The organism is Thermopetrobacter sp. TC1 (assembly GCF_000746275.1).
Lineage (GTDB): Bacteria > Pseudomonadota > Alphaproteobacteria > Rhizobiales > Aestuariivirgaceae > Thermopetrobacter.
In genome coordinates, this window is sequence record NZ_JQKX01000013.1 from 179,555 (window position 1) to 191,843 (window position 12,289).

At 63.0% G+C, this 12,289-nt stretch carries 11 protein-coding genes; 7 read left to right on the forward strand and 4 right to left on the reverse strand.

Going from position 1 to position 12,289, the window contains the following annotated elements; translation table 11 throughout:
* Positions 1-50: 50 nt before the first annotated feature.
* Together EK16_RS01875 and EK16_RS01880 are read right to left on the reverse strand one after the other, a co-directional pair.
* Entirely contained in the window at positions 51-1,310 is a 1,260-nt protein-coding gene (locus EK16_RS01875; RefSeq protein WP_038034017.1) for a 6-phosphofructokinase, read from the reverse strand.
* Between the two features lie 813 nt (positions 1,311-2,123).
* Positions 2,124-3,056 (reverse strand): LysR family transcriptional regulator, encoded by a 933-nt coding sequence (locus EK16_RS01880; protein ID WP_038034021.1) that lies wholly within the window; start codon positions 3,054-3,056, stop codon positions 2,124-2,126.
* Positions 3,057-3,368: 312 nt separating this feature from the next.
* Between EK16_RS01880 and EK16_RS01885 the strand changes: the two genes are divergently transcribed.
* The 6 genes from EK16_RS01885 to fba all read left to right on the forward strand — a co-directional run bounded on the left by EK16_RS01885 (position 3,369) and on the right by fba (position 11,032).
* Complete coding sequence (locus EK16_RS01885; RefSeq protein ID WP_038034023.1) at positions 3,369-4,379, forward strand: class 1 fructose-bisphosphatase; 1,011 nt, start codon at positions 3,369-3,371, stop codon at positions 4,377-4,379.
* 87 nt (positions 4,380-4,466) lie between these two features.
* Positions 4,467-5,345 (forward strand): phosphoribulokinase, encoded by an 879-nt coding sequence (locus tag EK16_RS01890; RefSeq protein ID WP_038034026.1) that lies wholly within the window; start codon positions 4,467-4,469, stop codon positions 5,343-5,345.
* A gap of 119 nt (positions 5,346-5,464) precedes the next feature.
* A complete protein-coding gene (gene tkt, locus EK16_RS01895) occupies positions 5,465-7,444 on the forward strand; it encodes a transketolase (RefSeq protein ID WP_038034028.1) in 1,980 nt (659 codons plus the stop codon).
* A gap of 147 nt (positions 7,445-7,591) precedes the next feature.
* Positions 7,592-8,608, forward strand: a complete 1,017-nt coding sequence (gene gap, locus EK16_RS01900; protein ID WP_038034029.1) for a type I glyceraldehyde-3-phosphate dehydrogenase — start codon at positions 7,592-7,594, stop codon at positions 8,606-8,608.
* Positions 8,605-9,816, forward strand: a complete 1,212-nt coding sequence (gene pgk, locus EK16_RS01905) for a phosphoglycerate kinase (RefSeq protein ID WP_038034031.1) — start codon at positions 8,605-8,607, stop codon at positions 9,814-9,816. The genes gap and pgk overlap by 4 nt, the downstream gene beginning before the upstream one ends.
* 151 nt (positions 9,817-9,967) lie before the next feature.
* On the forward strand, positions 9,968-11,032 hold the full coding sequence (gene fba, locus EK16_RS01910; protein WP_038034033.1) for a class II fructose-bisphosphate aldolase: 1,065 nt from the start codon (positions 9,968-9,970) through the stop codon (positions 11,030-11,032).
* Positions 11,033-11,146: 114 nt separating this feature from the next.
* Here the strand turns inward: fba and EK16_RS01915 are convergent, their stop codons facing one another.
* Positions 11,147-11,434 carry a type II toxin-antitoxin system RelE/ParE family toxin gene (locus tag EK16_RS01915; RefSeq protein WP_038034034.1) on the reverse strand — a complete coding sequence of 96 codons (288 nt, stop codon included), beginning with the start codon at positions 11,432-11,434 and terminating at the stop codon, positions 11,147-11,149.
* 10 nt (positions 11,435-11,444) lie between these two features.
* Positions 11,445-11,723: a CopG family ribbon-helix-helix protein gene (locus EK16_RS01920; RefSeq protein WP_038034036.1), complete on the reverse strand. Its 279-nt coding sequence runs from the start codon at positions 11,721-11,723 to the stop codon at positions 11,445-11,447.
* Between the two features lie 113 nt (positions 11,724-11,836).
* On the opposite strand from EK16_RS01920, the gene EK16_RS12365 reads away from it, so the two are divergent.
* Entirely contained in the window at positions 11,837-12,046 is a 210-nt protein-coding gene (locus EK16_RS12365) for an AbrB/MazE/SpoVT family DNA-binding domain-containing protein (RefSeq protein ID WP_051928776.1), read from the forward strand.
* Positions 12,047-12,289: the final 243 nt, after the last annotated feature.

The following is a 12,289-nucleotide window of genomic DNA, read 5'->3' on the forward strand; positions in this document are numbered from 1 at the left end:
AATTTAATCTAAGTTAGGGCGGAAGCTTTTGCTTCCGCCCTTCATTAAGTTCACACCTCAAACGCCGGCAGTTTCTTTTCTACCAGCTCGTTTTTGAGCGTGACGTATTTGGGCATGCCGTTTTCGTCGTAGGGCGGGTAGGCTTCGCCGGCGATGAGCGGGCGCAGGTATTCGCGGCAGGCGTCGGTGATGCCGAAGCCGTCCTCGGTGATGAAGTCGCGCGGCATGAACTTCTCCACGTTCGCCACCTTCTCCAGCGGCGCCTCGCCGATCTCCCACTTGTAGGGATCGTTCGACACGCGCACGATGGTGGGCATGATGGAGTTCTTGCCTTCCAGCGCCTTTTCCACCGCGGCGCGGCCCACGGCGTAGGCCTGCTCCACGTCCGTCTTGCTGGCGAGATGCCGCGCGGCGCGCTGCAGGTAGTCGGCCACAGCCCAGTGATACTTGTAGCCCAGATCCTCCTTGATCATGTTGGCCACCACCGGCGCCGCACCGCCCAGCTGCGCATGGCCGAAGGCATCGCGCGTGCCCTGCTCGGCCAGGAAGCGGCCATCGGGCCACTTGCAGCCCTCGGAAACGACCACGGTGCAGTAGTCGTATTTCTCCACATTCTCCTTCACCTTCGCCATGAAGGCCTCGCGGTCGAACTCGATCTCCGGGAAGAGGATCACCACCGGAATGTCGTTCTCCTCATCCGCGGCGAGGCCACCGGCGGCAGCGATCCAGCCGGCATGCCGGCCCATCACTTCCAGCACGAACACTTTGGTGGAGGTGCGGGCCATGGAGCGCACATCATAGCTTGCCTCGCGGGTGGAAACGGCGATGTACTTGGCCACGGAGCCGAAGCCCGGGCAGTTGTCGGTGATCGGCAGGTCGTTGTCCACGGTCTTCGGCACGTGAATGGCCTGCACCGGGAAGCCCATCTTCTCCGAAAGCTGGCTCACCTTGTAGCAGGTGTCCGCGGAGTCGCCGCCGCCGTTGTAGAAGAAGTAGCCGATGTCATAGGCCTTGAAGACCTCCATCAGCCGCTCGTACTGCAACTTGTTCTCCTCCAGGCTCTTCAGCTTGTAGCGGCAGGAGCCGAAGGCGCCGCCCGGCGTGTGCTTCAGCGCGGCGATGGCCTCGTCGGACTCCTTGCTGGTGTCGATCAGCTCCTCCAGCAGCGCGCCGATGATGCCGTTCTTGCCGGCATAGACCTTGCCGATCTTGTCCGGATGCGCGCGGCAGGCCTCAATCACGCCGCAGGCGGAGGCGTTGATGACGGCGGTGACGCCGCCGGACTGGGCATAGAAAGCGTTCTTCGGCATGGATCGATGATCTCCCTCACAATTGTCGTGTCGGTTCTGAATTTCGTCCCGCTTCGGGCCCCAACGGGGCAGCGCCGCCCGGCATGGCGGGAAGCGCGAAGGCCCCATGTGTGTGTCGTGGCCGTATCATTCAGGCGTGGTTCGCCCCCCGCACTGGCCGTATCGAGCGGCGGCCTCATGCGAAAGTATCAAGGGTGATAGCTTAGGCGCTGTCAAATGTGAAGACGCGGCGGATGTGGAAAGCTGACGCGGGGCAGGGCACAGCAAAAGGTGATCGGCTTACCGTCGGAAGGATATTGCATATCCTTACCCAACGTTTGGGCGGGGTTTGCAACCCCGCCTAAGGCATGAATGGCGGGGTAATATACCCCGCTGAAACGTTCCGGAACGGGATACAATCCCGTTCCGGCATTTTTCCATACGATACAAGTCAAGCCTGCTGGTGAACACCATGGCCCACCAAGACCGCATCGGATTTTGCCCCTGGATTGCCGGGATCCCGGTTCAAGCCCGGGACAGGCAATGCCGTCAATGACGGTTTCTTTTGATTTGTCAATGAGTTAAACAGTCAATTCCCATCTTATGCACACTACACGACACTTATACCGTCATACCGGCGAAAGCCGGTATCTCAGGCCATTGATTCATGCTTTTGTGGCCCGAGACCCCGGCTTCCGCCGGGGTGACGAGAAAGATGGCGACGTTGTGTCGTGTCGTGTCGTGTGCAACTTATGGAAAGGCCTTTTTCTTCAGTCAATTTGCCGGCAACAGCATGCTTTCTGAATTTCCTTTATCACTTCCGGGCCTTTGGTTTCAGGCAGCCGGTTTGAGGATGTCGCGCAGGCGGGGGAGGAAGGCGGCGCCCTGGGCGGCCATGAATTCCCACAATGCGGCGGCGGCGGGCATGAGGCGCTTTTCCTTGCGGCGCACCACATACCACTGACGCATCAGGGGCAGGCCGGGCAGGCGCAAAAGGCCCAGGCGGCCATCGCGCAGCTCGGTGGCGACGGTGTGGGCGGAGATGAGCGCAATGCCGAGGCCGGCCATGACCGCCTGCTTGATGGTCTCGTTGGAGCCGATTTCCATGCCGATCTTGGGCTCGATGTCGAGGCGGGCGATGAGCTTTTCGGTGAGCGTGCGGGTGCCGGAGCCCTTCTCGCGCATGAGAAAGGTCTCGTGCGCCAGATCGGCCGGGCGCAAATCGTTGCGGCCGGCGAGGGGATGATCCGGCGGGCAGACCAGAACATGCGGATGCGGGCCGATGATGGAGCGGGAGACCTCGAAGGTGTCGGGCGGGCGGCCCATGATGGCGAAATCGAGATCGTAGTTGGCCAGCGCCTCCACCGTGTCGTTGCGGTTGCCGACCTGCAGGCGGATATCGATTTCCGGATGCTCCTTCATGAAGGCGGCAAGCGCGCGCGGGGCGAAATACTTGGCGGTGGAGACCACACCGACACGCACCGAGCCGCCGGAGACACCCTTCATTTCCTCAAGCGAGAGCGCACAGGCCTTCAGCACACCCTCGATCTGGTGAATGGCATCAAGAACGACCTGACCGGCAGACGTGAGGCGCAGGCCCTCCGGCGCGCGCTCAAGCAGGGCGATGCCGGCATGCTCCTCCAACAGCTTCAGTTGCAAGGAGACCGCCGGTGGTGTCACATGCAGCCGCTGGGCGGCGGCGGTGACCGAGCCGCTTTCGGCCACGGCCTGCAGGGCGCGGAGCTGCTTGAGGGTGACGTTGCGCATGGCGTTTCCCCTCCCGGTTCGGGTGCCCTTCCGTCATCGGTCGGAAGAGGCTCAGGCTGATTAAGATTATCTGAATTGGCAAGTAAGATAATTCAAATTTACTTTCTTGTCAGCATTGGCAATGGTGCCCTCGCATCCCGGCCGCAAAAATGCCGGAAAGAGGCGGGGGCGAGGCAGAACGCCTCATTGGCGGGCCGGAAATTTGTGGATACCTTCCCATAAAAAACACGACGAAAGTCGGTCTTCTGCGCTAATAACTACACTTAAGGGGCCGACAGGGAGAGGGTCTTACGGGGAGTCGAACAGAGGGACATGGGGTATCAGACACTTGACGCCTGGCTTGCCGAACAGGCGAAAGGCGATGCCGTTCTGCAGGCGGCGGGCGAAATCCTCAACGGTCTGGCGCAGGCAGCGCGCGATGTCTCGCGCATGGTGGCGCGCGGGCCGCTCAATCCCGGCGTGGAAGGCAAGACGCTGCCGGAGGTGTTCGCCTTCTTTGACGAGAAGGCGGGCGAAGCCTTCGTTTCGGCGCTGAAGGCGGCGCCGGTTGCCCGTATTGCGCGGGAGAAGGGCGGGCTGGAGGACGGCCGCGCCGGTGCGCCGCTGGCGGTGACCATCGATGCGCTCAACGGGTCCTCGAACATCGATGCCAACACCTCGCCCGGTACGCTGTTTGCCATCTGGCCGGAGAAGGGCGATGAGACCTTCGCGCAGCCGGGCGTGGCCATGGCGGCGGCGGGGTTCTTCATCTACGGGCCGCGCACGGCGCTGGCCTTCACCATCGGGCGCGGCGTGCAGGTGGCCACGATGGATCCGGAAACGGGCGTCTTCTACGTCACGGCGGAGGAGCGCAGCCTGCCCAAGGACTATGCGCGGGAATATGCCGTGAACGCTTCCAACTACCGGTTCTGGGATCCGGCGGTGCGCACCTATGTCGATGATCTCATCGACGGCGCCGACGGGCCGCGGGAGGTGGATTACAACATGCGCTGGGCGGCATCGCTGGTGGCGGAGACCTTCCGCATCCTCAACCGCGGCGGCATCTTCCTCTATCCGGCGGATTCCCGGCCCGGATACGGGCAAGGGCGGCTGAAGCTGCTGTTCCATGCCGATCCCGTGGCCATGATCATGGAGCAGGCCGGAGGGATGGCCACCGACGGGCAGGAGCGGATCCTGGAGAAGACGCCGCAGGCGCGGGATCAGCGCACGCCGCTGTTCTTTGGCTCCCGCGAGGAGGTGGAGCGCGTGCGCCAGTATTATCAGCTGCCGCTGGGCGGCTCACGCTCGCCGCTGTTCTCCAAGCGCGGGCTGTTCCGCTTCTGAGCAGGGCAGGCGAGGGCGGAAGGCGAGAACAATCGCGATTGCGCCGGAAAAGGGATTTCACGGGTTCATTCAGGAGAGCGAGGGGACATGTCGGTCAAGCATCCGATCATTTCGGTTACCGGATCGTCCGGGGCGGGAACGTCCACGGTCAAGCACACCTTCGAGCAGATCTTCCGCCGCGAGGGGATCAAGGCCGTTTTCATCGAGGGCGATGCCTTTCATCGCTACAATCGCCAGGAGATGAAGGAGGCGATGAAAAAGGCGGAGGCCGAGGGCAATCATCATTTCTCCCACTTCGGCCCGGAGGCCAACCTGCTGAAGGAGCTGGAGGAGACCTTCAAGCGCTATGGCGAGACCGGCTGGCTGCGCACGCGCCATTATGTGCATGATGACGAGGAGGCGGAGAAATACGGCGTGCCGCCGGGGCATTTCACTGAATGGGAGGAGATCCCGCCGGAGGCCTCCGACATCCTGCTCTATGAGGGCCTGCATGGCGCGGTGGTCACCGATGATGTCAATGTGGCGCAGTATGCCGATCTCAAGATCGGCGTGGTGCCGGTGATCAATCTGGAGTGGATCCAGAAGATCCATCGCGACCGGGCCGCGCGCGGCTATACCACCGAGGAGGTGACGCACACCATCCTGCGCCGCATGCATGATTACGTGCACTACATCTGCCCGCAGTTCTCCGAGACCGACATCAACTTCCAGCGGGTGCCGACGGTGGATACCTCCAACCCGTTCATCGCCCGCTGGATCCCGACGGCGGGTGAATCGATGGTGGTGATCCGCTTCAAGGATCCGCACGGCATCGACTTTCCTTATCTGCTGTCGATGATCAAGGACAGCTTCATGACGCGGGCCAACACCATCGTCATTCCCGGCGACAAGCAGGATCTGGCCATGCAGCTGATCCTGACGCCGATGATCCATCGCCTGATCGAGCGCAAGTACCGGGCCATGTGAGGATTCGGTGCGCTCCGCGTAAGGGGGCGCGAAGACAAGGGCGAGGTGATCAGGACGTTGAGCGGCCGGAAGCGGCAAAAAGGAATTTCGTCATTCTTTTCAAGGAGCCAAGTGGAGTCATGAGCGAGGACATCAGCTGCAAGGACATGGCGAATGCCATTCGCTTTTTGTCCATCGACGCCATTCAGAAGGCCAAGTCCGGCCATCCCGGCATGCCCATGGGCATGGCCGACGTGGCGGCGGTGCTGTGGACGCAGCATCTGAAATTCGATCCCAAGAAGCCGGACTGGCCGGATCGCGACCGGTTTGTGCTATCGGCCGGGCATGGCTCCATGCTCCTCTATTCGCTGCTGTATCTGACCGGCTTTGAGGAAGCTACCATCGAGGAGATCAAGAATTTCCGTCAGCTCGGCTCCAAGATGGCGGGCCATCCTGAATACGGGCATCTGGCCGGCGTGGAGGTGACGACGGGGCCGCTGGGTTCCGGCCTGGCCACGGCGGTGGGCATGGCGCTGGCCGAGCGCATGCTGAACGCCCGTTACGGCGATGATCTGGTGGATCACTACACCTGGGTGATCGCCGGCGACGGCTGTCTGATGGAAGGGGTTTCCCACGAGGCCATCGACCTGGCCGGGCATCTGCGCCTGAACAAGCTGATCGTGCTGTGGGACGACAACGAGATCACCATCGACGGCAAGACCTCGGTGGCCACCTCCATGAACCAGCTGGAGCGTTTCGACGCGGCGGGCTGGAACACCATCGAGGTGGACGGGCACGATCCCGATCAGGTGGATGCGGCGCTGAGCGCGGCCAAGGAGAGCGACCGGCCCACCTTTATCGCCTGCAAGACGATCATCGGCTATGGCGCGCCGAACAAGCAGGGCACGGAGGCCACGCATGGCGCGCCGCTGGGCGAGGACGAGGTGGCGGCCACGCGCGAGGCGCTGGGTTGGCCCTATCCGCCCTTCGAGGTGCCGGAGCCGATCCTGCAGAAATGGCGCGAATACGGTGCGCGCGGCGAGCCGGTGCGCAAGGCCTGGGAGGAGCGGCTTGAGGCTTCCCCGAAAAAGGATGCCTTCCTTGCCGATCTCTCCGGCAAGGTTTCGGAGCAGACGCTTTCGGCCCTGGCCGATTTCCGCAAGGCCCTGGCCGAGGAGAAGCCGAAGCTGGCCACGCGTCAGGCCTCGAAGAAGACCCTGGAAGTCATCGCCAAGGCGCAGAGCAATCTCGTGGGCGGCTCGGCGGATCTGACGCACTCCAACCTCACGCTTGTGGAGGGGCAGAAGCCCATCGTGCCGGGCGACTATTCCGGCAGCTACATTCACTACGGCGTGCGCGAGTTCGGCATGGGCTGCGCCATGAACGGCATCGCCCTGCACAAGGGCTTCATCAACTATGGCGGCACCTTCCTCATCTTCTCCGATTACATGCGCGGCGCCATTCGTCTTGCCGCCCTGCAGGGGCTGCCGGTCACCTATGTGTTCACGCATGATTCCATCGGGCTGGGCGAGGACGGCCCGACGCATCAGCCGGTGGAAACCATTCCGTCCTTGAGAGCGATGCCGAACCTGCGGGTCATCCGCCCGGCCGATGCCATGGAGACGGCGGAGGCCTGGGAAGTTGCGCTCAAGTCGGAAAACACGCCCACGGCGCTGTGCCTGACGCGGCAGGGCGTGCCGGCGCTGCGCACGGATACGGACGAGAACAAGGTGGCCAGGGGCGCCTACGTGCTGCGCGAGCCGGAGGGCGGCCGTGACGTGACGCTTCTGGCCACGGGCTCGGAGGTGTCACTGGCGGTGGAGGCTGCCGAGAAGCTGGCGGAGAAGGGGATCGCCGCGGCGGTGGTCTCCATGCCGTGCTGGGAGTTGTTCGAGGAGCAGCCGGAGGACTATCGCGCCGCGGTGCTGGGCACGGCGCCGCGGGTGGCGGTGGAGGCGGCCATGCCGCTCGGCTGGGAGAAATGGATCGGCGAGAACGGCCGCTTCATCGGCATGCATTCCTTTGGCGCCTCGGCGCCGGGGCCGCAGCTTTACGAGCACTTCGGCATCACGGTGGACAATGTGGTCAAGGCGGCCGAGGAGCTCGTAAAGGGCGCCTGAACCATCCGGGATTGCGGGCGACGCGAGCCTTTTTTGCGCCGCCCGGTCAAGGCTTCGGTCATGCGGGCGCGGGCGGCGTGTGCGCCTGACCGCCCGCAGGCGGGGGCAGAAAGAGCTTTCAACCATCAACGATCTAAGGGGTTTGACATGGCACTGCGTGTAGCGATCAACGGTTTTGGACGTATCGGCCGCAACGTTCTGCGTGCTGCGGTGGAATCGGGGCGTGACGACATCGAGTTCGTCGCCATCAACGACCTGGGCCCGGTGGAGACCAACGCGCATCTTCTGCGCTTCGACTCCGTGCACGGGCGCTTCCCGGGCAAGATCGAGACCACCGAGGACTCGATCATCGTCGAGGGCCTGAAGAACCCGGTGAAGGTGTTTGCCGAGCGCGATCCCACCAAGCTGCCCTGGGGCGATCTCGGCGTGGATCTGGTGATGGAGTGCACCGGCATCTTCCGCAAGCGCGAGCAGGCGGCCCTGCACCTGGAGGCGGGGGCGAAGCGCGTTCTCGTGTCCGCGCCGGCGCCGGGCGCCGATCTCACGGTGGTCTATGGCGTGAACCATGACAAGCTGACCAGCGATCACGTGGTCGTCTCCAACGCCTCCTGCACCACCAACTGTCTGGCCCCGGTGGCCAAGGTCCTGAACGACGCCATCGGCATCGAGCAGGGCTTCATGACCACCATTCACTCCTACACGGGCGATCAGCCGACGCTGGACACCTTCCACAAGGATCTCTACCGCGCCCGCGCCGCGGCGCTGTCGCAGATCCCGACCAGCACCGGCGCGGCCAAGGCGGTGGGCCTGGTGCTGCCCGAGCTGAACGGCAAGCTGGACGGCGTGGCCATCCGCGTGCCGACGCCGAACGTCTCGGTGGTGGATCTGGTGTTCATCGCCGCGCGCGACACCTCGGTGGAGGAGGTCAACGAGGCCATCATCAAGGCGGCGGACGGCCCGATGAAGGGCATCCTCGGCTACACCGACCAGCCCAATGTGTCCGTGGACTTCAACCACGATCCGCGTTCGTCGGTGTTTGCCCTGCCGCAGACGAAGATGGTGGGCTCGCGCATGGTGCGCATCCTCTCCTGGTATGACAACGAATGGGGCTTCTCCAACCGCATGAACGACACGGCGGTGGCCATGGGGAAGGTGATGGCATGAGCAGCATCGAAGGGGTGAAGTCGATCGCGGACGCGGACGTCAAGGACAAGACGGTCCTCGTCCGCGCCGACCTGAACGTGCCCATGGAAGAGGGCCGGGTGACGGACACCACCCGCATCGACCGATTTGCGCCCACGGTGCGCGATCTCGTGGAGCGCGGGGCGAAGGTGGTCATCATCTCCCACTTCGGGCGGCCCAAGGGCCAGCGGGACAAGAAGTTCTCGCTCAAGCCCGTGGCTGAGGCCCTCTCCAAGATCCTGGGCATGGAGGTGAAGTTCGCCAACGACTGTGTGGGCGAAGTGGCGGAGAAGGCAGTGTGGGCGTTAAAGCCCGGCGAGGTTCTCATGCTGGAGAACCTGCGCTTTCACCCCGGCGAGACCGAGAACGACGAGAATTTCGCCCGCCGGCTCTCGGTTCTGGCCGACATGTATGTCAACGACGCCTTCTCCGTGTCGCACCGGGCGCATGCCTCCACTTACGGCATCACGAAGTTCCTGCCGTCCTATGCAGGGCTTTCGCTAATGAAGGAGCTGGAGGCGCTTTCCTCCGCCCTGGACAATCCTGAGCGGCCGACGGCAGCGCTCGTGGGCGGGGCGAAGGTCTCCACCAAGATCCCGGTGCTGGAAAACCTGCTGCCGCGGATGGATCAGATCATCGTCGGCGGCGGCATGGCCAACACCTTCCTGCTCGCGCTCGGGCATGACGTCGGCAAGTCCCTGGCCGAGCCGGACTATGTGGACACGGCCAAGACGATCCTTGAGAAGGCGAAGGAGAACAACTGCGAGATCGTGCTGCCGGTGGATGCCGTCTGCGCCAAGGAGTTCAAGGCGGGGGCGGAAACCGAGGTGTGCGATCTCGACGGGGTGCCGGCCGATTCCATGATCCTGGACATCGGGCCGCAGTCCATCGCCGATCTCAAGATGCGCCTGCAGGACCTCAAGACGCTTCTGTGGAACGGGCCGCTGGGCGCCTTTGAGGTGCCGCCGTTTGATACCGGCACGGTGGAGATCGCGCGGGCGGCGGCGGCGCTGACCAAGGCCGGCAAGCTTAAGACCGTGGCCGGCGGCGGCGATACGGTGGCAGCGCTCAATGCGGCCGGGGTGACCGATGAGTTCACCTATGTGTCCACTGCCGGCGGCGCCTTCCTCGAGTGGCTGGAGGGCAAGGAGCTGCCCGGCGTGAAGGCGCTGAAGGAGAACGACTGCTAAGGCGCACTAAAGGATCACACCAAGCACCGTTCCTGCCGGGTTTTTCGCCCGGCAGGGCGGCTGCTAAAGCCTTGAGACCCGTTTGCGGTTTGCCGCTTGCCTGTCCGGTCCGGAAGCGAAAAGGCCGAAGAGACATTCAGGAGGATTCAACATGGCACTGATCACGCTGCGTCAGCTGCTGGACTACGCCGCGGAGAACGATTTCGGCGTGCCGGCGTTCAACATCAACAACATGGAGCAGGGCATCGCCATCCTGGAGGCGGCGAAGGAGACAGATTCGCCGGTGATCCTGCAGGCCTCGCGCGGCGCGCGCGCCTATGCCGGCGATGTCATGCTGCGCCACCTGATCCAGGCGCTGGTGGAGATGTATCCGGATATCCCCATCTGCATGCATCAGGACCACGGCAACAGCGTCAAGACCTGCCTGTCCGCCATGCAGTATGGCTTCACCTCGGTGATGATGGACGGCTCGCTGGAGGAAGACGCCAAGACGCCTTCGTCCTATGAATACAACGTGGACATCACCTCCAAGGTGAGCGAGCTGGCGCACATGATCGGCGTTTCCGTCGAGGGTGAGCTGGGCTGCCTTGGCTCGCTGGAAACGGGCATGGGCGACAAGGAGGACGGTCACGGCTTCGAGGGCAAGCTGGACAAGGAGATGCTGCTGACCGATCCGGATCAGGCGGCGGACTTCGTGGCCAAGACCAAGGTGGACGCGCTGGCGGTGGCCGTGGGCACCTCGCACGGCGCCTACAAGTTCACCCGTCCGCCCACCGGCGACATCCTGGCCATTGACCGCATCGCCGAGATTCACGCCAAGATTCCGAACACGCACATCGTCATGCACGGCTCTTCTTCCGTGCCGCAGGAGCTGATCGCCATCATCAACGAGTATGGCGGCAACATTCCGGAGACTTATGGTGTGCCGGTGGAGGAGCTGGTGCGCGCGATCAAGATGGGCGTGCGCAAGATCAACATCGACACCGACCTGCGCCTGGCGGCTACGGGTCAGTTCCGCAAGGTGGCGGCGGAGAATCCGAAGGAGTTCGACATCCGCAAGTTCATGAAGCCGGCCATGGAGGCCATGAAGCAGGTCTGCAAGGACCGCTACGAGGCCTTCGGCTGCGCCGGGCACGCCAGCAAGATCAAGCCGATCCCGCTTTCCGAGATGGCCAAACGCTACGAATCCGGCGAGCTGGATCCGAAGACGGCGTAAGAACCCATCATTGGCGTTTCTTCACGCCGAGCGCAGATTTCACGGGCCGGTTGCCCCGCGCAACCGGCCCTCTTGTTTCACACATTCGATGGCCGGGATGCGGCTTCCCGAAGATCAGATATCAAGGTTTGCCCGGTCTCGCCTGCCGTCCCAGACGCGCAGGATTTCGATGCGATCTTCGCGAACGCGATAGATGAGCGAGAATGGCGTGAGGGCGATGTGGAGCTCACGGCTATCGCCAATGCCCGTGCGGCGCCCAACAAGGGGATTCGTGCGAAGCAGGCCCTCTGCTGCCATCAGGTGCCTCAGAGCACGCGCCGCGCCATCGGGAAAGACCTCCCGGTAAAAGTGGCGCAGCCACGCAAGATCATCGCGGGCGCTTGTGAGATAGAGGATGCGCATGGCCGGCCGTTCACCGGTGAACGGTCACGTCCGGTTCGGGCGGTGGAAGCTCATCGTCAGTATCCCACGAGCGCATCCACTCGTGGATGGCCTCGGCGGAAATGAAGCGACCCTCGTCAGCCTGCCGCATGGCTTCCTCGATGGCGGCGCGGCGTTCCTTCTGCGCCTTCACGTAGGCGCGCAATGCCCGCACGGCCACCTGCGACAGCGGGCGTTCCTCCTGCCGCGCCAGCTCCTCCAGCTCGTGCTTCAGTTTCGGGTCGATGCGCAGGGAAATGGGTGTGTTCATCACAAGGCTCCCTCGTTCGACTTCACTACATTAGAATACACCGAAATACGAAACAAGCGTGCTTCTTGCCAAAGGAGCAGCTTTACATGAGGGTAAGGCAAGGAAGTGCAGGCATGCCAACGGCCAAGCTCAGCAGGAAGGCGCAGCTGGTGCTGCCCGCCGGCATCCGGCAACGGCTGAACATCCGGCCCGGTGACCGGCTGATCCTGGAGGTGGAAGGCGATCACGTGGTGCTGCGCAAGGCGCCGGAATCGGACGTGGACGCGCTGCGCCGATATCGCTCCAGCCTCTGGAAGGATTACGGGCGGGAGCTTAAGCGCTAACGCATTGGTGTCTAATTAAATTGCTTTGTGTGTTGCGAATGATTTTCGTTACGAAGAGCGTGATTAGTCACATGCTACGCAGATGCCTTTTATCTGGGCATTCTTTCTCCCTTGCCCAAACTTTGGAGGTTGTTATTTTTGTATTGAGTATCAACTACTTACGTCATGCCCGGGCGTGTCCCGGGCATCCAGGGGCGGTTTACTCATGCGGTGGTGGAAGTCAGGAATGGTTCTTCCGGGCTC